Here is a 21,033-nt window from a genome sequence, read left to right as displayed (position 1 = left end):
TCCTTCTTCCGTCCGACGCTCTCCACGTCCCTTGATTCAGGCGCCTTCATTGCCGGTCCGGAAATCGAATCCCGTTGTCAAACCGGCATCGACCACGAAGTCGGCTCCCGTTATCCCGGATGCCCCATCCCCGATCAGGAACTCGACTGTCGCGGCGATTTCGTCCGGCTGCAATAGCCTTCCCAAAGGATTGCGCTGTTCGCGCGTGGCCAGAAATTTGGCCGGATCGGAAGCCGTATCGAGATGACGGCGGAAAAACGGCGTATCGGTCACGCCTGGACAAACGCAATTCGCGCGTATCCCGTCGCGCGCATGATCGAGCGCCAGCGCACGGGTGAATTGCAGGATCGCGCCCTTCGACGCGCAATAGGAAATCAGCCCCTGCTCTGCCATGTAGCTGTCGATACTGCCGATGGTGACGACCGATCCGCGTTTGCGCTCGATCATACCCGGCAGAATGGCCCGGGCAGCCAGAACGAGACCGCTGACATTGACACCGAGGGTCTTGGACCAGTCTTCGTCGGTCAATTCGAGCACATTGCCGACAGCCAGGAAGGCGGCCGCGGTGACAAGTGCATCCGGCTGCCAACCCAGCGCATCGAGTTTATCCGTCACCCGCTGCCAGGTTTCGGGGTCGGAGACATCACCCTGCACCCAGGCCGTTGTCTCGTCTTCCGTTGCGCCGCTCATGTCGATTCCGAGCACCTTGCCGCCGCTGGCGAGAATGCGGTCTTTCGTGGCGCCACCGATGCCCGAGCCGGCGCCGGTGATTACGGCGATATTTGTCATGTCCATCTCCTCCGAATGCAGGCGGCGGTGGCCGCCGCCTGCAACGCTTGTTACATCGACTTAAAATGTCGGTCGGTCGATTTCGCTGATATTTGCGGCGCTGACGGCCGGCGAGTCGAAGTGCATGATTTTTTCAACCTCGACCCCTTCCGCGACCAGAACCGCCGCCTCGACGGCCGCACGAGCGTCTGCAATGGGCGATTGTAGCACGGAACCATAATAGTCACCGGCGGCAATGGCGTCGTAGGCCGCACCGAACAGGGTGCAGTCGGTGAAGACGATTTCATGATCTTCCGGAAGGGTTCCTTCGGCAACCGCGGCCTGAACAGCAGCCAGCGCACCGATACCCATATCGGAGTCGGCGGAATAAACGCCGTCGATCTCGTCGCCGAAGCGGACGATGTAGCTCTCCATGACGGACTGAGCCTCTTCCCGCGACCAGTTACCGGGCTGAACATCGAGGATTTCGATGCCCGGATACTCAGCTATCGCATCGCGAAAGCCCTGCTCACGACGCTGCGATACGGTGTAGCCGGGCAAGCCTCCGATGACGACGACCTTACCTTCTCCCGACAGACCTTCCGCCATCAGCTTGCCAGCTGTTTGGGCCTGGGTGTAGTCATCCGGGCCGGTAAAGGTGGTGAAGAAGTCAGCGCCAGTTTCATCGATCTCTGAATTGGTGATGACCACCGGAATACCCGCCTCGTGCACGGCGCGAACCGAAGGCACGACAGCGACAGCGTTGGTGGGCCAAATCACCATCACATCGACCTGCTGCGCGATGAGATCGCGGATCTGGTCGGATTGGCGGGCCGGATCGGCCTGCGAATCCAGAGTGACGGTGTTGACGCCCAACTCGGCGGCATAGGACTCGAAAGCATCCATATATGTCGCCACGTAGGAGTTGACCCCGGCACCGAGGCTCGAGAAGCCAATGGTTATCTCGGAAAGCGGAACGTTCAGTTCTTCGGGAAGCCAGTCCTGAGCCTTTGCGGCCCCCGACATCAAGGTCATCGCCAAGGCCGCTCCGGCCAATAGTTTTGTTATGGTCATAAGTGTCGTCCTCCTCATTGCACCTGGTTTGCGTGCTCTATGATTGCCGCCTGGTTCTGAATGGTGCCGCAGGATATCGGGTGCCAAGCCCACCCGCCGCGCTTCTTCGCTGCGCGAACTTCCGCAGCTCCGATCATTTGCCGTTCGTCTCCGTCAGCGCTCCCTGATTTCATGCGCCTCGAACCGATAGTCGAAGACAAGCGGCACATCCGGGGAAAGCGTGACGGCGGTTCTCACCCCGCGCTCGTTGATGGGGTTGTCCGCAATGCTGGCGCGCGACCCAAGGTCAAATGCGCCGGACATGGGCTCGACGCCAACGCAGAGATTGCGATTGTTCCATGGGGCATAAGCCCGCCCGCGGTTACTGATCCACAAGAGGAGGCAGGGCAGCACCGAGGCGTCCCAGCTCAATCTGTAGCCCGCTTCGGTCTCTGAATTGACGAGCTCCACGCTCCCCTCGCACCCGCAAAGCTGCAATGTCTCCTCGGTATCGTAAGCGAAAGGCAACCGATCGAAACGGGCAGTGCCGCCGGCCGTCAACGGCACGGCAGCAAGATCGCCAAATACTGCGCCTGGCACGGCTCGAGAGACGCCCGGTTCAGGCCCGAAAGGATGTACCATGCCGAACTCGAACCCTGCGGGTTTGATTTCCAGCGCCCCGGAAAAATTGGGCAATGAAATATTGGGATGCACGCCGATCGGGCGCCGGCAGGTTTGCCGCGCCTCGATGATAATGGAGAAATCGATGGCCGGGGCGGCCGGGTCAGCAGATACAGTGCGCGTAATACGGCGGATGGGCGACGTATCCGGGTAATCTATGGCTATTTTCACGGAGTTATCCGTACGCGAAACGAGTTGCCAGTCGTTCGCCCCGCAATAGCCATGCAGCAGTAAATCGCTGTCAGAAAGAGGCCCGTCACCCTCGGATATTTCCGAAGAGGCGGTAGTACGCCATTCGGCGACGAGCCCTTCGGGCTCATAAAGCCCCCCGAACGGCGCGCATGGAAATTCGTTGCGCATACCGGCGAGCAATTCGGGCTCGACGGGACCGGGTTCGTTCAGCCACGGCGCTTCATAAAAGGGCTTGACCCGGCGACCATCGCCAAGCCGGAACGATGTGTCGCCCAGCATGCCGCCGCGCGCATGGAGAGAGAATGATCCGTGCGCCCATTGCACAGCCCAAACATCGCCTGCCGACAGTTCGCCGAATTGCGACTGATGCGCCTGCACCTCCCCCATGAACGTATCTTCTCCCTCATTCGCCGTTATTTGTGATGTGTTATCACATAGCACAATTGCTGGCAAGACGATTGCCAAGGGATTCCTTAGTGAAAGCGTTTCATGATGAAATCGATGTTCTCGGAGGCGCAGATCGCCGACAGGCTGATGATGAACTGGTGCGGTGGATGCGCCCCACCCAAGGGCATTTTGTATGCCATGACGGTTCTATAGGACCAAACAGAGGGTGTATCGATGACCGAGATCAGCATGTTGGCAATCGACCTAGCGAAGCGCAGCTTCCAGGTCTATGCAATCGGGCTTGGTGGGATGGTAATTTACAATAGAGCGCTGTCACGTTCTCGATTGATTGTATTGCTGGCCGGCCTGCCGGTTGCGTGGTTGCGATTGAAGCGTGCGCGACGTCGCATCACTGGGGCCGGGTGGCGCAGACACAAGGCCATGAGGTCCGATTGATTCCGGCCGTCTACGTGTAGCCCTTCGTCAAGCGCAGAAGAATGACCGCGCGGATGCCGAAGCCATCGCGGAGGCGGCATTACGGCCGTCCATGCGCTTCGTCACGGTGAAGAGCGTCGAGACGCAGGGGCGCGCAGTCGCTTTTCGTACCCACCAATGTCTGGTGTGGCAGAGAACGCAGCTGATCAACGCGCTGCGCGGTTGCCTAGAGCGGCATTCAGTCTGAGTGAATCGGCGGAGATTCCCAAATCAGCGATTTGATAATTCATGATATCCGCCGGAGCAAGGAGGCCGGCGGGCATGTCAAAGGCGCTGTCGTTTGATCTTCGCACACGTGTTCTTGGCACCGTTGCCGGCGGCCTCAGCCATCGTCAGGCGGGTGATCCCTTTGACGTCAGCGCACCAGTGTGGGTCGTTGGCGGGCACATGAGCGCGAGGACGGCGATCCTCGTCCCAAGGCGCTCGGCGATGATCGACGGTCGGGACGCATCGACGCCTGCAAGGGATTGATCCTGTCGCTGCTCGAGGAGACGCCCGATATCACGATCCAGGAAATGCGCCGGGCGCTTACCGAACACGGCCACGTCTTCGGCTTCGGCACGATCCAACTCTTCTTCAAGCGTCACCGGATCACGCGCAAAAAGACCGCGCACGCCAGTGAGCAGGATCGCCCGGACAGCCTGAAGCGACGGCGGGCGTAGTTCGACGAACAGGTCGATCTCGATCCGGCAAGGTTGGCATTCATCGATGAAAATTGGCCAAGACGAACATGGCCTGCACCCATGGCCGGACTCCGCGCGGCGAGCGGTTGAGAGTTGGAGTTGCTCACGGCCATTGGAAAACCACGACCTTAGTCGGCGCGCTGACTCTGTGCGGCATGATCGCTCCCTTCGTGCTGAACGGGCCGATCAACCGGATAGCCGTCGAGGCTTATGTCGAGCAGGTGCTCGTGCTGGAACTGCGGCCAGGCGACTTCATGATCATAGACAATCTGTCCAGCCATAAGGATCCTCAGACGCGCTAGATGATCGAAGTGGCCGGAGCCTCGTTGTTGTTTCTTCCGCCATATAGCCCGGACTTCAATCCAATCGAGAATGCCTTCTCCAAGCTGAAGGCCATGCTCAGAAAGGCGGCCGAACGCACCATCGACGGCCTGTGGGATAGGATCGGAAGTCTCATACCGACCTTCACAACACAGGAATGCATAAACTACTTCGCCGCCGTCGGATACGATGCAACATGAACGGATTCCGCTTTAGCCGCCGCTGTCTGGGCCACCGATTTAGGATTTCTCTATTGAGGTCTCCTGGTCGGGTGCCCGCATACCGAGCGCGTGATGCGGGCGGATATGAATGTACCTACGCGGCCATTGGTTGATGGTGACTTGGCCGCTAACGTCAGAACCACTGAAACCAATCAATCTAACGTGTAACTCGGCAATGCGGACGAAACGGGCCTTCATCCGGATCGCCTGCTATTGGTCACTTACAACTGGTGCAAACCTAATCCGGACGGCTGCATGTTCTTCGAAGGTTGCCGCCATGTTCCGGGCGCCCGGTCAAAAGTCACTGGCGATTGTTGACGTAAGGTAAGAACAGAGCGGGAATGGAGCCTTGTCCCGTTTGATCCGCCCATTGCGGGCATGCAATGTCAAATTGCCCGTCCGCGCGGCATATCCAGCCGTTCGGTCCGGGGCATCCGCGCTAGGAGAACTGCCTCGAGAAGCTGGATGGCATGGGGCAACGGTTTTATCGCGGAGTAGTGTTTCACCAGATAAGACGGAGGAGTTCCAGAGCCCCTTTTTGCAGGCTCCGCCCGGTTGCCACCATGCGCCGGGCGATTGTTCCCGGCCTGCGACGAAACCACGTATCTCGTCAGCCTGTTTGACATCGACAATCCGCCACGGCCAAAATCTCCATGCATTTCAGGTTGGCGAATCAACAACCGCGGAGTTGTTGCGCATGACTTACCCGGTCTCCGCTGAACTGGCGGGACAGAACCGAATTGAAGACGCGATCAATGCGCTCGAAACCGCGCGGACTGATCACGACGTTTTCAAATGGCTGCTACGTGTCACCAACGAGTTCGATCTCGACTACTTCATCATATGCGCGACACCGCAGGCCGGCAGCGACTGTTTCGGCAATCGGTACCTGATCTCGAACTGGGACAGGGAGCTTCTGGCGCAATCGCAGTCCGAGGGTCTGTTCGACAACGACCCCTTCGTCGCCATGCGGCATCTCGCGGCGCCGATGGCCGGTCGCTATTGCGATGTGGCGCAGTCAGGCGGCGCGGATCGCCCGGCGCGAACCGCGGAAGTCCTGAAGGAGTTCGGTCACGAATCCTTTGCAATCCTCCCTGTGTGGAGGCCGAAGGGTGTAAGCGGGACCGTCAACCTAACTGGCAAGCGCGCGCCGCTGTCCCTCACTGAACTGATTCCGCTGCAGTATCTGGCGTCGATGGCATTCACGAAGCTTCAGACCGCTCGCGACGAGAGTTCGCGGCCGGGCGAACTCACCGAGAGACAAAAGACAATCCTGCAGCTGACCGCGAGCGGAGCAAGCACGGAAGAGATCGCACACGCGTTGGACATCTCTCCCCATACCGTCAATTACCACCTGAACACGCTCAAACAGATGTCGAACGCATCCAACAAGGTCCATCTGGTTACGCTGGCCCTGCAAAAGGGCTGGATACCATTCCCATCGTGACCGCATGCCGCAGCCAGCGTCACAAAGGCTGGAACCGCACATCCAGGTCATGCGCGTTGTAATGATCAGTTCGGGTCGGCTCCAGAATTGAAGAAAGAGCTCGATTGTCGAGCTGTCGCCAATCTGTCACATCATGACCACACGCAATCTCTGGAGGAAGATGTCCATGCCAGACAATCACACCGATACATCCCGGGTGGAACGCACGGCCGAAGTGGTCTCCGCCTATGTCAGCAAGAACCCCGTGCCGAAGAGGGAATTGCCGGGCCTGATCGCACAGGTCCACAAGGCCCTCTCCGATCTTTCCTCCGAGCCTGTTGTCGAGGAAGAAAAACCGGAACCGGCCGTCAACCCGAAGCGCTCGGTCAAGCCCGACCACATTGTCTGCCTCGAATGCGGCAAGCGGTTCAAGTCGATCAAGCGTCACCTCGGGGCGGCACACGACCTGACACCGCAGGACTACCGCGAGAGATGGGGACTTGCGGGCGATTACCCGATGGTCGCGCCGGACTATGCCGAGAAGCGTTCGTCTCTGGCGCTCTCCATGGGGCTCGGACGCAAGCCGGCCAGGAAGACCCGAAAGAAATAGCCACCATCCCTGAAGACCAGCGAGGAGGCAGATGCGCCCATGGCGTTCCGGTGATAGGATGGCGGTGTGATCCCCTGTTCTCTTGAAAGGACCAGTCACCATGGAAGCGCTTGTTGCACAATTGATCGGCGGCCTTGCGGGCGGCGCCGCCGGAGGCAAACTCGTCAAGGGGTCTGACCTCGGCAATATCGGCAACCTGATCGCGGGTGCGGTCGGCGGCGTCGGCGGCGGTTCCCTGCTCGGCTCGATGCTTGGCGGGGCCGGTGGCGGCATGGACATCGCCGCGATCGCCAGCCAGCTGGTTGGCGGCGGCGTTGCCGGCGCGATCGTTCAGATCGTTGTCGGCCTGGTCGTCAACAAGGTGATCAGGAAAGCCTGAACCGGCGGGCGAGAGGGCGCGGCGGTACGCACAACAAGTCGGCGCCGCATGCCGATACTGGCCGGGCGAGCTTTATAAAGCGTGAAGCCGCGGGCCTGCTATGAGCCGGTCAGGAAGTCGGCAACGAGATATGCATGTCCGGCGGCCCCAGATATTCAATCGGGACGACGGCACATAGGAAGCCTATGAGCAATCCGGGCATGATCGCATTTGCCAGCCGCAACGTTGCGAGGAACCCGGCGAAGCGTATGTCAATCACGAACCGGCGAACAACAAATAAGATGAGAGGAAGAAGGAGGGAAGCGCCGGCTCAATCGAGGCTCCCGGCGTCGAACGCGAAGGGTGAGGCTCCATCGGGCGTTCCCGCGATGCAGGCGCGACCGGGGTTAGGGTGTCGTGTTGCCGTGGGTGGCCGGACAAGGTTTGGGTTCGCCAGTGCCTCACGTGAGGCGATTCACCACTCATCGTGCCAATTGTGGTCGAATTGCGATTTGGCACGATTCTTGCATATCCTTATATATCTCTTTTATACCTTCTTCAAATTTTCTTCGCGTATAGATAAAAAGTAATTAATATAAAGGGTTAGCAATCTGGTGAAACCCTAAGTGTGAAATTTGTCTCGAAAACCAAAACCCTCTTCACGTATGGCAAAAACTCCCTTCTGACCCATAGATAGAAGGGAGTTTTTGTCTATTTGAAACTTGCTTCCTATTTTCGAGACAAATTTCACAGGAGCCAGCAATGTCTCAACCCCTCGTGGATTACATACTCAGTCTGCAAGGCGGCGTGGACGAGTTCCTCGAACGCCTCCACCGGTACGACATCCCTAGTGAATACTACATGGAGGTGATCGGAAGCCGAAAGCAGGAATACACCCGAACTGTGTTCCCCTCCAGAGCCAGACTCTACAACTTGATCCGCGAGGTCTATCCCGACCTCCACGCGAACAAGGAAGCTTACGCACGTCAAGAACTGGCCAAGGGAAAATCTGCCGGCCAAGTGGCCGACGAAATGGGTATCACCAGAAGAACCATCCAGAACTGGAAAAAGAAATGGAAGGCAGCGGAAGACGAAGCCGCGCCCGCTTGACCTCAAAGGCCCGCAGTCGGTGGTCCGACTTCAGCTTGTCACCAGCTCATAGTGCTTGATGGACCGCGACTCGACCAACGCCGCCTCGGCCGGATCAATATGCGGGTTCTGGTAGTCCTCGCCGACGAAAGCCTTGAGAGCATCGAGGTCCTTCCAGATCATGACAAAACTGAACTCACAGGGACTGTCTGACCTTGGGGCGCCCGGAAGGACGTTGACGATACCCTCGGTGCCCCTCATCAGCGGAATTGCCGTCTCGTGAAAGAACGTGCTGAACTCGGCTTCCTTGCCCGGCCGTATCCGAATAGCGCTCGCCAGACTGAGCCGGGAGTCGCTGTTCCTCGCCGTCCTGCTTGTAATCGTCCACAATCGCCATATGCGACCGAAGTGAGGTCGGGGCGGAGCACGACCCATCGCAGGCAGAAGACGCGGGGAAGCCAGGTTGCCGCTGTTTGACTCACAGGAGCCCGCAGGCTGCGATCCGACTTCTGGGCAAGGTGGTAGCCACCCACCCCGGAACGCGCGTCTGCGAGTCAGTCAGAGCTGTTTATGCGGGAATTCCTTGATGGTATCCCTTTGACGGCGCCGCAGGCAGAGGTCGTCCTCAACGAGCCGGCTCCGACCGCCGGGTCATACCCTCGACCTGCCGTAAGTCACTGGCCCTATTGAATGAATCCGCAAGCATCCTATATGATATCCAGCTATTTCACTGTCACTATTTGCTTGTCCTTTTTCTCCGGCCCAGGCGCCGGCGCCCGTCAAACACATCATTCTCAACAGGACGAGGGACATGGTCACCGCCGTTTCTTTCCCACCCGGCTGTTGGCCGCTCGAAATGAGAGCGGAAACTGCCGCCGCCTATTGTGACGAACCGAGCGTCGAGACGTTTCTCGCGAAAGTCTACCTCGGTTTCTACTCCCAGCCTCTCCGCGCAAACCGAACCGCGTCCAAGTGGCATCGCTACCGGCTGGACTTCGATATTGCTCGGCGACACGGACTGACCGATCTACTGGCTCCGCCATCGGAGAACCTCGAGGAACTGTTGTGAGGGTCAAGAAGTCGATCGGCTCGTTCCATCGGTACAGTTTGGACCCAACGCAGTCCCTGAACTGGCAACAGAACACCCCTTTGGCGCTTCGATGCAAAGATCGCAAAGGTGAGCTCACCAATGTCCACCAATCTGCCGACCGTTCAGTATAGGATCACTCTTACGATGCCCGCAGTACACCGGCATACCAAGTGCGAAATGAGCAACGCCGCAAAACTGGCTTCGGAACTGAACATCCAGGTACGACTTGAGCCGGATGGCACCATCATTTTTTGTCGCGACACGCCTATCGGCCGTCGTGAAGCGCCAGCGATTCAGGACGAAGCCCATTCGTTACTGGATGAGTGGAAGGCAAATCGAGCATGAGGGTCAGCCTAAAGGGCATCCACAAGGTGCGAAAGCGTCTGGCCAATGGTCAAGTGCGTTTCTATTTCTATGCATGGCGCGGCGGTCCGCGGATCGAGGCAGAGCCTGGAACCCGAGAGTTCACCGCTGAATATATTCGGTTGACCCGCGCAAGAGCTGAAGCCCGCCCAAAACTCGATATTTCCGAATTGATCCGGAGATATGTCCGTTCGCCGGAATACCGGAGCCTCGCACGCAAAACGCAGATAGATTACGAGCGAGTCCTCGGCGCAATTGAAAAGGAATTTCATGATCTGCCGCTCGCTGCGGTCGAAGAACGTGGCTCTCGTGCACTATTCATCGAATGGCGAAATTCGATGTCGGACCGGCCTCGCAGTGCTGATCTGGCCATGTCCGTGTTACGTCGTATTCTCTCGTATGCACAAGATCATGAGCTGATCCTCCGCAATCCGGTACTGGACGTGAAGAAACTATGGTCTGGATCACGGGCAGACATCATCTGGCGAGACGAAGACATCGCGAAAGTGATTGCCAGCGCTCCCGGTCCTATTGTCGATGCTTTGACGCTCGCGATGTGGACCGGACAACGGCAAGGAGATCTGCTACGACTAACTTGGTCAAGCTATGACGGCAGTCATATTTCTTTACGCCAGAGCAAGACGAAAGCACTCGTTCGCTTCAAAGTCGCCAAGCCACTCAAAGACATGCTGGACGCCAAATCCCGCGGCAATTGCGTGACCATTCTCACCAACAGTCGCGGGGAACCATGGACATCAGATGGATTTCGGGCTTCCTGGTCAAAGGCGCTGAAACAGTGCGGAGTCGAGGGTCTCACTTTCCACGATCTTCGCGGCACATTCATTACCGTCGCCCATCGAGCAGGTTCCTCATATGCGCAAATCGCCGAAGTTTCTGGACATTCTGAAAGGCACTGCGAACGGATCATTCGTCAGCACTACCTAGCCGGCAATGACGCAATTGAGCGGATCGAAAACGGAACACAATTGTAAACTGCGGCATAGTCGGTAAACCGATAAGCCGCAGAATTCAGCCTAAGTCTTTTATTTTATTGGTGGGTGAGCACGGGCTCGAACCGTGGACCCGCTGATTAAGAGTTATCGTTTTTCGGCGCTCCCCGAGAAACATACGCTTTCATGTGATGATCATAATTCGTTGAATTTGAACAGATTTCATGCAAATGGTTGAACATAGCGTTTCAAGCTACCGCGCTACATTCTGCTACCTATGTGCTACCTATGCAAAAATCTGCTGCTCTAACGGATGCGCTTGTGCGCAATGCAAAGCCTGAGGTCGACCGCCAGTTCGAGATCTGGGACGGGCGCGTCTCGGGCTTCGGCTTGCGCGTATCGCCTTCGGGTACGAAGGCGTTTGTGCTTGTCTATCGCCATGCCGGACGGCCCAAGCGCATGACGCTGGGACGCTATCCGGATCTGTCATTGGCTGAAGCGCGTTCGAAGGCCTTCGAAGCCAAGGGCATGATCGCGTCCGGGATTGATCCCAAGCCAGCAAAGCCGGTCGAAGAAAGCCGTGATCATCGTCTCGTCTCGGTCGTCGGCGACTTTGTCGAGCGGCATGCCAAGCGCAAGACGCGCAGCTGGCAGCAGACCGAGCAGATCCTCAATCGCGAGTTCGTCTCCGTTCTGGGGAAGCGATCGGTCGAAGAGATCGAGAAGCGCGATGTGTCACGTATCCTCGATGGCATCGTTGATCGCGGATCGCCGTCGGCGGCAAATCACGCCTTCCGGATTATCCGCAAGTTCTTCAACTGGTGCGTTGAGCAGGGCTTGGTCGATGTCTCGCCGGCGATGGGCCTTAAGCCTCCGGCCAAATCAGTCGATCGCGATCGCGTCCTGACCGACAATGAGGTCGCGCGGATCTGGATCGCCAGCGATGATGTCCCCTACCCCTATGGCACGATCGTCAAGCTGCTACTGCTGACCGGACAAAGGCGTGACGAGGTCGTCAGCATGCGCCGTGACGAACTGGATCTCGACAACGCCCACTGGGCGATTGCTGCCGTGCGAACCAAGAACGGCAAGCCGAATGAAGTGCCGTTGCCGCCGCAGGCAGTGCAATTGCTGCGCGATGCTCCGGAATGGGTGTCGGAGTTTGTCTTCCCTGCCCGCGGTCGCCCGGAGCGTAGCTTTTCCGGGTTCTCGAAGTCGAAGAAGGCGCTCGATGCCGCGTCTGGGGTAACCGACTGGCGACTTCATGATCTGCGCCGGACACTGGCGACCGGGCTTGCCCGGCTCGGTACCGACCCGCATGTCGTCGAACACATCCTCAACCACCAGACCGGCGCGCTCAGCCAGGTGGCGCGGATCTATAACCGCCATGCCTATCTGCCGGAAAAGCGCGAAGCGCTTTGCAAATGGGCAGACCACATTGATGACATTGTTGCAAAGGCCCGTACCGCAGTGGAGGTCGATTGAGGTTTTTCCTTTTTGGCTTTTTCTAATATCTAATAATTTCATATACTTATCATACTAATATAGAGAACTGTCAGTTTGACAGTCGGCGGCTTGCGATTTGACAGTCCGGTTCTGTCAGTCTGACAGCGGAATTCCGTCAAATTGACAGTGGCGCATCCCCCGCGACACCGCCGTTATCCCCAGGCGCCAGCCCCGTGACAGTGTGACTGTCATTTTGACAGCCGCCCGGTCAGTGCTTGTTGATAGCGTAGATCTCGACGGCCTTGATCCACTTCTCCGTGGCGCGCAACCCGTAGTCGGAACGCTCGATCAGTTCGGCTTCCTGCGCCTCGTTGAGAGAACGGTAGACTGTGCTTTCGCTGAGGCAAAGGAACTCCGCCAAGTCCCGTTTGGACATGATGCAATAGGGGAACTTCGGATCGCTGGTCGACAGCTTGTGGATGGAATCGATGATTACATAAGTGTTCAACGAGATGTCCATGCGCTCACGCACATCGTGCAGCACGACCGTGTAACGCGGCCGCTTCTTGTATTTGACACCAGCACCTTCGAAGACGGAGCCGATGCGGTCAAACCCTCCTTCGCTCATATGCGTCCATTATACACCTTCGCCATGATCGCGCTCGTCTTCACTATCCCCATGGTCGAAGGAGCGGACGGAAAGCCGGCGGGATCGCGGTTCGTCGCCCTTCTCCCGCGATGCCGGCAGCAGCGCCTCCTGCAGTCCCTTGATCAGGATGTTGGTCTCGCGATCGCGTTCCAGCATCGACATGATCTGCTCGTCGCGGCGTTCCAGCTGCGTGTGCAGCCTGCCGATCTGGCGATCCTTCTCCTCGATCTGCTGACGCAGGAACGCATCGGATGTTTCATCGTTCGATTGCCGCGAGGCCGATGACGATCGACCGGCCTTCTCCTCCGCACACCCATCGCCGGACTGAGCCGCCTCGGACCGGTCCTGGCCGGACATGTCCGGCTCTGCGCGCTCAGGCAATTCACCGCTTTCTCGGGTGGCGGCCTCCCCGGCCGTGTCCGGGCCGTGGCGCTCTGGCGTGGTCACGTCCACCGGTTTTTTCTGCGCCTCGAAGGCCAGCTCCTGGGTAATCTTTACATCGAGAGACGATCGCTCGATCACGTAGCGAAAGTCCGTTTCCGTATCCTGCTTGCGAACAAGCACCTCGGCACTCTCCGGATGGGCGAATGAGCGATGTGCCCAACGACGCACGGTCTTGATGTTGCGGATGAGCCCTCTTGATTCGCAATAGGCGACGGCCTCGGTGACGCTCAACCAGTCACCCTCGCCGAAGCGCTGTATCGGCTCCGACCGCACCGGTTCATCGCGTTGGTCTGGTCGCCCGTCATTGCCGAGGTCGTATGCGTCTCCGCCCGGTGCCTTCCAGCCTGGTCCGGGCCTGTCCGGCCCTGGATCCTCCCCATAAGAAGGCAAGCCTGATCGCATTTCATTCATATGCGATCAGTATAGCGCATTCAGTCGATTTGCGCGCGCCGCGCTGCACACATGGGTAGGGGACAGCCAGCCGCTTCCATCGGGAGAATTGCTGCAACACGGGCAGAGAAGGGCCGCGGACGCGGGACAAAACCGCGGCTGGTTGACCGTCTCAAAGAGAAGCAAAGAAGCAGTTAACCTGTCAGATGAACTGACGGCCTCGCGGTTTTTTAATCGACACAAGCGGGCTGGAGAAGAACTCTCGGCAAGCTGCCGAACCATGCTCCGAGATGCGCGGTCCATCGGATTGTGCTAGGATTGAGACATTAATCCAGACATATATGACCACAACATCGATGGAATTATACGAAGCGCTTGTCCATGCCGGCGTCGACAAGGACAAGGCAAAGGCGGCGGCCCATGCAGTGATCACGAGAAGCGAAGCAGAGAAACTTGTCAGCCGTGACAAGCTCGACGCCGTCCGCCAGACGATCATCGCCGAGATCAAGGAAAGCCGCGCGTCCACGCTGCAATGGGTCGCGACTATGTTGGTGGGACAGGCAGCCGTTATCGTGACGCTGCAACAACTCATCTAGACAGATCAGGTATTGATGGAGAACCGGTCTTAGGAACCAAGTTCGGCAGCGCCAAACCGTATCCGAATAATGACATTAGCGGAATTGACGTTCCGACCAAGCTAACAGCGCTTCAATCTGTGTGCGAATGCTGCGTCTTCATTTATTTGCTTGAAAGCAGTCGCGCGCGATGCATGTGTGACGGCACGACGACAGACATTCAGGAGCCTGAATTGGCCGAAGACCAGACGATTGAAGACAACAACAAGACAGCCGAGCGTACGGCCCAAGTCGTGTCCGCCTATGTCAGCAACAATGCCGTTCCGGCAACCGATCTGCCGGGACTTATCGAAAGCGTTTACATGTCGCTGCACGGCCTTGGCAGCGCGCAACAGGAAGAGCCATTGGTTGAACCTGCCGTCAATCCAAAGCGCTCGGTGAAGCCCGATCACATCGTTTGCCTGGAGTGCGGAAAGAAGTTCAAGTCGCTGAAGCGCCACATCGGTTCCGTGCACGATTTGACGCCTGAGGACTACCGCGCGAGATGGAATCTTGCTGCCGATTATCCGATGGTCGCGCCCGACTATGCGGAACAGAGATCCAAGCTTGCACTATCGATGGGGCTCGGCCGCAAGCCCGCGCAGAAATCTAAAAAGAAGAAATAGCAGCGACCGAGACTGACGCTTCCTTCGCGATCCCGGAATGGCGGCTTCATCGCAAATGTGATCCGGTATTATCGTCATGGGCGACCGGAGCATAATTAAAAAATCCCCGCCCCGTGTGGGGCAGGGAAGGGGTTAGAACAAATCGAACTGTTCGCGGGTCGGATCGTCGATGCCATAGACCTCGCGTGCCATGGCGATCGTCGACTTGCCGGCAAAGAGCGGCTTCGCGATGGCGTGGTTGACCGGCGGCCATCCACCCCAGATGCGCAAACCCGATCCTGTGAAGCTAACCGAAAAGCTGTCCGGGCCACCGCTTCCACCGAAGATGCCAAGGCAATCTTCCAGTGCCGAGGCAAGATCGGCATCCGTCATGCCTGCGGCAATCTCGTTCTCGTGGCGATCGGCAAATCCGCGCGTCGCCTGTCTGAAGATTGCAATCCGGTCCTGGTCGGTCAGGACGGGTTCCGCGTCAGTCAATAGTCCGACGCCAGCATGATGGTCAGCACCCGGACGGTCTTCGCGCCGATCGCCGGATTCTCCGAGCCGTGCAACAGGTCCGGCGCAAAATAATCGATCTTCCAGAACAGCTTCTGGTCATCGAGTTCGAAGGCACCGAAGTCATGCTCGCCATGCGGATCGTTTTCCGCGCTGAAGTCATCAAACTCGGCGACGGACTTGCGGGCCGACGTAACGAAATCGTCACCCTCGCCGACAACGCCGGCAGTGATCATGACGCGACCATTGCCGATGCCGCTTCGCCGGAAGCGATCGTTCAGCATGCGGATGCGAGTCGCGCGATCCGGCAATTCAGACCGCCACTCGATGTGGGTGTCACCCTCGCAATCGGCACAATGAGCATGGTCGAAGACTTCGCCCAAGGCCCATCGACCGCGCGATGTATCCCAGACTGCCCAGGCGTCGCGCAGGACATTCGGCGATCCACAGGTGCTACAGGTCGGCATCGATTGGTCATTGGCCGGTTTCGGGATATCCTTGCCGCCGGCGATGACAGGAACAGGCAGATTTCGGTTGTCGTCACTCATGTTGCTCTTCCTCCTGAGGCATGAGCCCGGGACCATCCCGGGCGCATGCCGGGAAGGAAGAGAGGTTTGGACGTCAACGAACTGGCCTGCGGTCAGTCTAGCACGACGGCGAAATCCCGCCGATACGTCGCAAAACAGATATTGTGCGACCCGGAAGATATGGCTCAACACAGCCATATTCCGCGAATTCCTTTGTGACCGCACGCAACGATCTTCTCGTTCAAATATCTTGTCGGTCACAAGAACCGAAAGCGGCCTAAAAGCCGTCACGCCACAAAGTCGCTCTTACCGGTTTGACAAGCTCCGCAATCCGTTGCGTTGCAGGAATAAAAAAGAACCCGCCGGAACGGGTTCTTTGTGTCGTCAATGGAGGCGCTCGCAGACTGCATCGATCACCTTGTGCAGCCTTGGTGTAAGCTGCGACTGTTCGGTGACTTTGCCGGTCAGAACGTAGGTCGCGGCATTGAAGAGACGCCAGGCCGAGTGATCGGCCTGGAATTCCTCGAATGACGGCTCTTCCCACTCTCGGTGCACATCGGCAATCCTTGTGACATTGATAATGCCCTGCCGATACATCTCCATCATCGCATGATCAGCCAGAAGCGGTGTCAGTTCAGTGCCGCGATAACGATCGATGGTGCGGTGCTGGGCCTCGCGCTGGTCACCCAGCGGCTCGACCAGCTCACCGACCAGGCCAGGCAGATCGCGTTTGGCGTTTGCCGTGTGCTTTCGCTTGATGACATGCTCGGCAATGAACGCGAGATTGTCACAAACGAAGACACGCGAGCCAAAGGAGATCCCGATCGGGAATTTCTTGTCGTGGCTGTTGCGCAGACCGACCGTGTCTTCGTAGGCACCGTCGAAGCTCCGCAGAGAGAGCAGCCCGAAGAAACGGGCGCCGTCTTCGGTCACCCCATAGTTCTCCTCGGTGATCTCGTGGCCAAAATAGCCAAGCGAATATTTGACCAGGTCGACCACGCGATGGTGAGGGATCGGAACGTGGGTATCGGTTGCTTCCGGCGTTTCCAACGCTCGCAAAGCATCGTAATCGCAAGGCTCAGCGCCTGCGTGAAGCATCAGCGTCATAGCTGCCTCCTACTGTAAGGAACATTTTACAATAATATTATAGCATAAGCAGATTTATATTTGATATGATTCAATATATTTATTATAAAAAATCTTTTCGATTACAATAGCATTAAAAATGTTAGGAAATTCTATTGATTGACATGAACTCTAAATTGTTGCGCAACGCAGATGCGCGTTTCGCCCATGCTAGACTGGATGCGGATTGAACATCCGACTTCCCAACATCACAGACCTGAAAGGAGCATCATCATGCCAACGATCGGACGCGTGCGCCTGCAGCCGGACGGCAGTTATCGCGGTCAGCTGAAGACCCTGTCGATGCAGCAGGCGATCCATTTCATGCGCAATCGCAAGACCGCCGACAATCAGCCCGACTTCCTCGTCATGGCCAACGATATTGAGATCGGCGCCGCCTGGATCCGAAATGCGATTGCGACCGGCAATGAATATGTCTCGGTCAGCCTGGCCGCACCTGAGTTCGGCAATAAGACGCTCTACGCCAATCTCGGCAGGGCCGCAGGATCGGACGATGACAGCGACTTTGCCATCATCTGGAACCCCCAGGACTGAGGTCACAAGAAAACCCCTTCGCACATCTGCGAAGGGGTATTTGTTACGCCAGTTCGAGTTGCTCGCATCGCGCCTTGTCCATGAAGGCTGCGAGGATCTCGAGCTGGTGCGGAAGAACAGTCTCTGTCAGGAACGACACGCCATTGGCGATGCCATTCTGCCAGGCCAACATGACCTCGAGCGGATCGTGCATCAACACCACCTCCCCTTCCCCTATGTCTTCGGAGTGGAAGAGATGTTCACGTGGATCGAAGCCATTCGGGAAGATCAGCTTCGGGCTTTCGCCCTTCACTGTCTGACCACAATAGCCCGCGAGATTGCCGAGCGCATCCCGGATGGGAATGGCCAGCCGCCCGCGCATGATCCCCTTTGGTGCATAGCCGGCGCCGAAGGCCGTGCAGGTCTCCGGCGCCAGCCCCAGACCTGCGACCGACTCATGATCGGCCTGCAGGTAGGCGAGAGGCTGGAGGCGTTTTGCTGCCTCCCTGCTCCTCTCCTCGGGAACTGTCCTGCGACGATCTTCCGCCTCACTCCCCTGCCCTGTCACTTCGCCAAGGAATTCGGCGGCCTCCTTCATTGAGCAATCGCGCACATGCGCGACCAGCGCGATGACATCGCCACCGGTATGGCCGGCAAAGCAGTAGAAGGCGGATTTGGCCGGCGTGACAACCAGCGTACGCTTGCCGCCGGACTGACAGGCCGGGCACGGCCCGCGATACTGACCATTCGCTTCCCGCATCTCGAGGTGAAGTACGGGCAGCACGGATTCTATCGCCACGCGCTGTTTCAGCGCGGCAAAATCGATGAACGGCATGGCTCATCTCCCTATTGAATTACTTGGAAGCGGCCGAGAATCACGGCCTTCAAACAGTATACTATCACGGTTGAATATTATCAAAAAATCTTATCAATATTAAAAACAGATTGATGTATTCACCTCGTGGTGAATTCTTCTTTAAAAAAATCATGGCCCCAGATGATGCATTGATGATTAAGGACTTCCTATACGAGGAGCTCAGCATTCAACTGATTCGTCAATAAATAAGAGATGTGTCAGAGTTCAGCACCAATGAGACAATTTCGGCTTAACGGATAGAGGACGATTTCTGGCTCATCGTAACCCTTCAAGGAGCGATCTATGGACGCCCCTCGCGCAAGGTGTTTTTCATGATCGTGCTGACGGCATTGGATGCGCGAATCTATCCGGCCTTTAATTGAAGCATTTCGGCTTCCGGCCACGATGGGATCCGCTCGTGTCAGTGCCTTTCAAGATGACCGACCTTTCATGGCCATCGCTCCTTGCAGGCTGTGAAATGGCGGCCCTTGCCATTACACCATCGTCTTTTCACCTCGCATCTGTGCACATCCTAGACTTTTACGATATCACTTGGATGCTAAGCGGCCTTGTAGTTTTCTCCATTGCGCAGGATTGCCCAGCCAATACGCGCGGTTTTGTCGGCCATCGCCACGAGAGTTTTATTGTGGCCCGCACGTGCGAGCAGGTCTTGCGCCCATCGTGAGCGCCGATCGTTACGGTGGGCGATTCTGATCAGGACAGATCGTGCGCCGTGTGTGGGCTGACGGCGCAAGTAATGGTTTCCGCGCTTATCTATTCTGCCAAGCCGTGGTTTTCCACCCGTCGTATCTTGCCGCGGGACAAGCCCGATCCATGCGGCGAGCGCCCGGCCCGGTGCGAAGTGGCGACCATCATCGATGGCGGCAATCAGAGCGGTGGCAACCACCGGCCCCACTCCAGGAAGCGTTGACAGGCGCTTGCACCGATCATCCTTCCGGCAGATGGCAGCAAGCTTTCGGTCGATCGCGGTGATACGGGCATCCTGGGCTTAGAATTCGGCTATGAGCGCATTGAAGTTTTCTGATGCCAGTTTGGATAGCGGCGCATCCTTGACGGCGCTACGGATGTCCTTGCGGAACCGAAAGGCGCCGACAGGAATGACAACTCCGTATTCGGCCAAGAGACCGCGAATATGACTAATCAGTCCCGTTCGTTGCGTTATGAGTCGGTCACGCGTTCGATGGAGCATCTGCAAGTCTTGCTGCTCGATCGTTTTCACCGGCACAAATCGCATTGTCGGGCGAAGGGCAACCTCATGTATCGCTTCGGCATCAACCGCGTCATTTTTGGAACCTTTGACAAATGGTTTGACGAATGGCGGATCAATGCTCGTCGCCATCGATCCCACCGACCTCAGTGGCCAGATCGAGTGAACATAAGGAAGTGTGAGAAAGCCGGTGCAACAATCCCCCACGGAAGCGGCCGGATGATCCGGCTGTTGGCCGGAGCAATACTCCGCCAATGGTAGCCTTCTCGCTCTTGGCAGAGGGCGGGATGAAGGGCGTGGAACTTTACGGACGTGTCAGGCGGGCGATTTTCGTCGAAGGTATGAGCCGGCGCGAGGCTGCCTGTGTTTTCGTGCCGGAATCGCTGAAAAACACCAACCTCTGGCATATGAGCCTGTTGTAAACAGATTGGCGGCCGATTGTCTGGCTCGTATCCAGGACTGGTCAACATTTCCGCTATATCCGGCCGCCGATCGGTCTAACTGCGTCGCATAGAAAGCGCTGAACCACTGATAGCTGCATCCCCTCGGATAAATCTCATCCATCAGATTCAACATTGCGGCCATCGTCCTGTCATAGGCGACGATGTTAAGCACGATCAGGCCAGCCGTCAGATCGAGATGCTTCTTGTAGAGCCCGCGGCCGACATATTCTCGATACTGAAGAAACGTCCGCAGATGGCTCTTGCGGTTGAACTGTGACGCCCGTGTCGGCTCCGTGCCGCGATCAGCCTCGACGACGTAGAACCGATATGACTTCTCGCAACCCTGCCGATACTCGATCCCGAACAACGCATCCGGGTTCAGGTCGCGTGTTTCGATCTTGCTCGTTTTCGGATTACGGAACGGCACCGGGTAGCGCAGCGCTGCGTTGGCGCGATTGAGGATCTCGTGTTGCGGGATGAAAGCGACGTCGTCGCGTGGCAGTGTCGCCAGCTCGATAGCGGCGGTGATCGACGCGACCATGTGCCGGTGCTTCCAAGGGCCTGATGCGCTCCCAGCCCTCTCCTGCCACAGGCCTTCGCCCCTGAGCGCCCGTTCGCCGGCCGGCGCCAGGTCGTAAACCAGTTCCTTGTAGCGTGCGTCGATCGTCTCGAACTGTTGCCGCGGCCGCGACAGATACGGGCCGCCATGCGGCGTCCGGTCCTCGTTGAACAGATCGGTCAGACGATCGCGCGCCCGCTTTTCGCTGCGGCAGATGTCTGCGGAAAACGCATGCAGCATCGATGAGGTCAGCGGTCCATGCTCGTGGAGTTTCTGCAACCACAGCCAATCGCGCGGCTGCAGGGTAACGCGCTTTCCAGTCGAGACAGGCCGCATACGGTGACGCCGCTGCAAAGCGTCGTGTGCCGGGCGGTGAAGCATATGACATCATTTTACCATGCCGGAACAGC

23 protein-coding genes and 2 pseudogenes are annotated in these 21,033 nt (G+C 57.6%); 13 read left to right on the top strand and 12 right to left on the bottom strand.

All coding sequences use genetic code 11. The features are described 5' to 3' along the window. Positions 1–36 precede the first annotated feature (36 nt). The 3 genes from ACQK2M_RS09870 to ACQK2M_RS09860 form a co-directional block, all read right to left on the bottom strand. A complete protein-coding gene (locus ACQK2M_RS09870) occupies positions 37–789 on the bottom strand; it encodes an SDR family NAD(P)-dependent oxidoreductase (protein ID WP_425417651.1) in 753 nt (250 codons plus the stop codon). Between the two features lie 60 nt (positions 790–849). After that, positions 850–1,842 (bottom strand): sugar ABC transporter substrate-binding protein, encoded by a 993-nt coding sequence (locus ACQK2M_RS09865; RefSeq protein ID WP_425417650.1) that lies wholly within the window; start codon positions 1,840–1,842, stop codon positions 850–852. Between the two features lie 153 nt (positions 1,843–1,995). Continuing rightward, on the bottom strand, positions 1,996–3,081 hold the full coding sequence (locus ACQK2M_RS09860) for a hypothetical protein (protein ID WP_425417649.1): 1,086 nt from the start codon (positions 3,079–3,081) through the stop codon (positions 1,996–1,998). A gap of 451 nt (positions 3,082–3,532) precedes the next feature. Here ACQK2M_RS09860 and ACQK2M_RS09855 point away from each other — a divergent pair, with 451 nt between their 5' ends. The 6 genes and pseudogenes from ACQK2M_RS09855 to ACQK2M_RS09830 all read left to right on the top strand — a co-directional run bounded on the left by ACQK2M_RS09855 (position 3,533) and on the right by ACQK2M_RS09830 (position 8,305). Next, a complete protein-coding gene (locus tag ACQK2M_RS09855; RefSeq protein WP_425420015.1) occupies positions 3,533–3,763 on the top strand; it encodes an IS110 family transposase in 231 nt (76 codons plus the stop codon). 74 nt (positions 3,764–3,837) lie between these two features. Further along, a pseudogene (locus tag ACQK2M_RS09850) lies at positions 3,838–4,780 on the top strand (IS630 family transposase). 718 nt (positions 4,781–5,498) lie between these two features. Then, entirely contained in the window at positions 5,499–6,248 is a 750-nt protein-coding gene (locus tag ACQK2M_RS09845; RefSeq protein ID WP_425417648.1) for a LuxR C-terminal-related transcriptional regulator, read from the top strand. Positions 6,249–6,414: 166 nt separating this feature from the next. Next, the gene (locus tag ACQK2M_RS09840) at positions 6,415–6,837 is read left to right on the top strand and encodes a MucR family transcriptional regulator (RefSeq protein ID WP_425417647.1); all 423 of its coding nucleotides are present in this window, start codon (positions 6,415–6,417) and stop codon (positions 6,835–6,837) included. Positions 6,838–6,937: 100 nt separating this feature from the next. Then, positions 6,938–7,216 carry a hypothetical protein gene (locus tag ACQK2M_RS09835; RefSeq protein ID WP_425417646.1) on the top strand — a complete coding sequence of 93 codons (279 nt, stop codon included), beginning with the start codon at positions 6,938–6,940 and terminating at the stop codon, positions 7,214–7,216. 741 nt (positions 7,217–7,957) lie between these two features. Further along, positions 7,958–8,305 (top strand): helix-turn-helix domain-containing protein, encoded by a 348-nt coding sequence (locus ACQK2M_RS09830; RefSeq protein WP_425417645.1) that lies wholly within the window; start codon positions 7,958–7,960, stop codon positions 8,303–8,305. A 30-nt stretch (positions 8,306–8,335) separates the two neighbouring features. Here the strand turns inward: ACQK2M_RS09830 and ACQK2M_RS09825 are convergent, their stop codons facing one another. After that, positions 8,336–8,467: a hypothetical protein gene (locus ACQK2M_RS09825; protein ID WP_425417644.1), complete on the bottom strand. Its 132-nt coding sequence runs from the start codon at positions 8,465–8,467 to the stop codon at positions 8,336–8,338. A gap of 673 nt (positions 8,468–9,140) precedes the next feature. Here ACQK2M_RS09825 and ACQK2M_RS09820 point away from each other — a divergent pair. The 4 genes from ACQK2M_RS09820 to ACQK2M_RS09805 all read left to right on the top strand — a co-directional run bounded on the left by ACQK2M_RS09820 (position 9,141) and on the right by ACQK2M_RS09805 (position 12,172). Next, on the top strand, positions 9,141–9,353 hold the full coding sequence (locus ACQK2M_RS09820; protein WP_425417643.1) for a hypothetical protein: 213 nt from the start codon (positions 9,141–9,143) through the stop codon (positions 9,351–9,353). A gap of 120 nt (positions 9,354–9,473) precedes the next feature. Next, positions 9,474–9,719 (top strand): hypothetical protein, encoded by a 246-nt coding sequence (locus ACQK2M_RS09815; RefSeq protein WP_425417642.1) that lies wholly within the window; start codon positions 9,474–9,476, stop codon positions 9,717–9,719. Next, entirely contained in the window at positions 9,716–10,729 is a 1,014-nt protein-coding gene (locus tag ACQK2M_RS09810; protein ID WP_425417641.1) for a tyrosine-type recombinase/integrase, read from the top strand. Before ACQK2M_RS09815 ends, ACQK2M_RS09810 begins: the two co-directional genes overlap by 4 nt. 246 nt (positions 10,730–10,975) lie before the next feature. Then, positions 10,976–12,172, top strand: a complete 1,197-nt coding sequence (locus ACQK2M_RS09805; protein WP_425417640.1) for a tyrosine-type recombinase/integrase — start codon at positions 10,976–10,978, stop codon at positions 12,170–12,172. A 229-nt stretch (positions 12,173–12,401) separates the two neighbouring features. Here ACQK2M_RS09805 and ACQK2M_RS09800 read toward each other — a convergent pair whose 3' ends face one another. Both ACQK2M_RS09800 and ACQK2M_RS09795 read right to left on the bottom strand, forming a co-directional pair. After that, complete coding sequence (locus tag ACQK2M_RS09800) at positions 12,402–12,761, bottom strand: hypothetical protein (protein WP_425417639.1); 360 nt, start codon at positions 12,759–12,761, stop codon at positions 12,402–12,404. A gap of 9 nt (positions 12,762–12,770) precedes the next feature. Beyond that, positions 12,771–13,499: a hypothetical protein gene (locus ACQK2M_RS09795; protein ID WP_425417638.1), complete on the bottom strand. Its 729-nt coding sequence runs from the start codon at positions 13,497–13,499 to the stop codon at positions 12,771–12,773. Positions 13,500–13,957: 458 nt separating this feature from the next. On the opposite strand from ACQK2M_RS09795, the gene ACQK2M_RS09790 reads away from it, so the two are divergent. After that, positions 13,958–14,212, top strand: coding sequence for a hypothetical protein (locus ACQK2M_RS09790; RefSeq protein WP_425417637.1), 255 nt, complete (start codon positions 13,958–13,960; stop codon positions 14,210–14,212). A 212-nt stretch (positions 14,213–14,424) separates the two neighbouring features. Next, complete coding sequence (locus ACQK2M_RS09785; protein ID WP_425417636.1) at positions 14,425–14,856, top strand: MucR family transcriptional regulator; 432 nt, start codon at positions 14,425–14,427, stop codon at positions 14,854–14,856. A gap of 132 nt (positions 14,857–14,988) precedes the next feature. Here the strand turns inward: ACQK2M_RS09785 and ACQK2M_RS09780 are convergent, their stop codons facing one another. The 3 genes from ACQK2M_RS09780 to ACQK2M_RS09770 all read right to left on the bottom strand — a co-directional run bounded on the left by ACQK2M_RS09780 (position 14,989) and on the right by ACQK2M_RS09770 (position 16,985). Then, a complete protein-coding gene (locus ACQK2M_RS09780) occupies positions 14,989–15,333 on the bottom strand; it encodes a hypothetical protein (RefSeq protein ID WP_425417635.1) in 345 nt (114 codons plus the stop codon). Continuing rightward, the gene (locus ACQK2M_RS09775; RefSeq protein WP_425417634.1) at positions 15,330–15,899 is read right to left on the bottom strand and encodes a DUF3768 domain-containing protein; all 570 of its coding nucleotides are present in this window, start codon (positions 15,897–15,899) and stop codon (positions 15,330–15,332) included. Before ACQK2M_RS09775 ends, ACQK2M_RS09780 begins: the two co-directional genes overlap by 4 nt. A gap of 363 nt (positions 15,900–16,262) precedes the next feature. Then, positions 16,263–16,985 carry a DUF932 domain-containing protein gene (locus ACQK2M_RS09770; protein ID WP_425417633.1) on the bottom strand — a complete coding sequence of 241 codons (723 nt, stop codon included), beginning with the start codon at positions 16,983–16,985 and terminating at the stop codon, positions 16,263–16,265. A gap of 252 nt (positions 16,986–17,237) precedes the next feature. Between ACQK2M_RS09770 and ACQK2M_RS09765 the strand changes: the two genes are divergently transcribed. Then, positions 17,238–17,558 (top strand): DUF736 domain-containing protein, encoded by a 321-nt coding sequence (locus ACQK2M_RS09765; protein ID WP_425417632.1) that lies wholly within the window; start codon positions 17,238–17,240, stop codon positions 17,556–17,558. Between the two features lie 43 nt (positions 17,559–17,601). On the opposite strand, the gene ACQK2M_RS09760 is transcribed toward ACQK2M_RS09765, so the two are convergent. The 3 genes and pseudogenes from ACQK2M_RS09760 to ACQK2M_RS09750 all read right to left on the bottom strand — a co-directional run bounded on the left by ACQK2M_RS09760 (position 17,602) and on the right by ACQK2M_RS09750 (position 20,959). Beyond that, the gene (locus ACQK2M_RS09760; protein WP_425417631.1) at positions 17,602–18,372 is read right to left on the bottom strand and encodes a CHC2 zinc finger domain-containing protein; all 771 of its coding nucleotides are present in this window, start codon (positions 18,370–18,372) and stop codon (positions 17,602–17,604) included. 580 nt (positions 18,373–18,952) lie between these two features. After that, positions 18,953–19,735 (bottom strand): annotated as a pseudogene (locus ACQK2M_RS09755) (IS110 family transposase); the annotation flags it as partial. Between the two features lie 201 nt (positions 19,736–19,936). Next, complete coding sequence (locus ACQK2M_RS09750) at positions 19,937–20,959, bottom strand: replication-relaxation family protein (protein ID WP_425417630.1); 1,023 nt, start codon at positions 20,957–20,959, stop codon at positions 19,937–19,939. Positions 20,960–21,033 lie beyond the last annotated feature (74 nt).

It is taken from the genome of Oricola indica (assembly GCF_965227485.1).
In the GTDB taxonomy this organism is placed as follows: Bacteria; Pseudomonadota; Alphaproteobacteria; order Rhizobiales; family Rhizobiaceae; genus Oricola; species Oricola indica.
Note: the sequence above shows the minus strand (reverse complement) of the source record. Positions and strands in the feature narration are given on the sequence as shown.

What these genes read in the sequence shown, in the direction of transcription:
- ACQK2M_RS09810 (WP_425417641.1), top strand. Translation starts at nt 9,716, where the DNA reads ATGAGGGTCAGCCTAAAGGGCATCCACAAGGTGCGAAAGCGTCTGGCC.
- ACQK2M_RS09865 (WP_425417650.1), bottom strand. Translation starts at nt 1,842, where the DNA reads ATGACCATAACAAAACTATTGGCCGGAGCGGCCTTGGCGATGACCTTG.
- ACQK2M_RS09860 (WP_425417649.1), bottom strand. Translation starts at nt 3,081, where the DNA reads ATGGGGGAGGTGCAGGCGCATCAGTCGCAATTCGGCGAACTGTCGGCA.
- ACQK2M_RS09760 (WP_425417631.1), bottom strand. Translation starts at nt 18,372, where the DNA reads ATGCCGTTCATCGATTTTGCCGCGCTGAAACAGCGCGTGGCGATAGAA.
- ACQK2M_RS09765 (WP_425417632.1), top strand. Translation starts at nt 17,238, where the DNA reads ATGCCAACGATCGGACGCGTGCGCCTGCAGCCGGACGGCAGTTATCGC.
- ACQK2M_RS09830 (WP_425417645.1), top strand. Translation starts at nt 7,958, where the DNA reads ATGTCTCAACCCCTCGTGGATTACATACTCAGTCTGCAAGGCGGCGTG.
- ACQK2M_RS09805 (WP_425417640.1), top strand. Translation starts at nt 10,976, where the DNA reads ATGCAAAAATCTGCTGCTCTAACGGATGCGCTTGTGCGCAATGCAAAG.
- ACQK2M_RS09825 (WP_425417644.1), bottom strand. Translation starts at nt 8,467, where the DNA reads ATGATCTGGAAGGACCTCGATGCTCTCAAGGCTTTCGTCGGCGAGGAC.
- ACQK2M_RS09775 (WP_425417634.1), bottom strand. Translation starts at nt 15,899, where the DNA reads ATGAGTGACGACAACCGAAATCTGCCTGTTCCTGTCATCGCCGGCGGC.
- ACQK2M_RS09800 (WP_425417639.1), bottom strand. Translation starts at nt 12,761, where the DNA reads ATGAGCGAAGGAGGGTTTGACCGCATCGGCTCCGTCTTCGAAGGTGCT.
- ACQK2M_RS09870 (WP_425417651.1), bottom strand. Translation starts at nt 789, where the DNA reads ATGACAAATATCGCCGTAATCACCGGCGCCGGCTCGGGCATCGGTGGC.
- ACQK2M_RS09790 (WP_425417637.1), top strand. Translation starts at nt 13,958, where the DNA reads ATGACCACAACATCGATGGAATTATACGAAGCGCTTGTCCATGCCGGC.
- ACQK2M_RS09835 (WP_425417646.1), top strand. Translation starts at nt 6,938, where the DNA reads ATGGAAGCGCTTGTTGCACAATTGATCGGCGGCCTTGCGGGCGGCGCC.
- ACQK2M_RS09815 (WP_425417642.1), top strand. Translation starts at nt 9,474, where the DNA reads ATGTCCACCAATCTGCCGACCGTTCAGTATAGGATCACTCTTACGATG.
- ACQK2M_RS09845 (WP_425417648.1), top strand. Translation starts at nt 5,499, where the DNA reads ATGACTTACCCGGTCTCCGCTGAACTGGCGGGACAGAACCGAATTGAA.
- ACQK2M_RS09820 (WP_425417643.1), top strand. Translation starts at nt 9,141, where the DNA reads ATGAGAGCGGAAACTGCCGCCGCCTATTGTGACGAACCGAGCGTCGAG.
- ACQK2M_RS09770 (WP_425417633.1), bottom strand. Translation starts at nt 16,985, where the DNA reads ATGACGCTGATGCTTCACGCAGGCGCTGAGCCTTGCGATTACGATGCT.
- ACQK2M_RS09840 (WP_425417647.1), top strand. Translation starts at nt 6,415, where the DNA reads ATGCCAGACAATCACACCGATACATCCCGGGTGGAACGCACGGCCGAA.
- ACQK2M_RS09750 (WP_425417630.1), bottom strand. Translation starts at nt 20,959, where the DNA reads ATGCGGCCTGTCTCGACTGGAAAGCGCGTTACCCTGCAGCCGCGCGAT.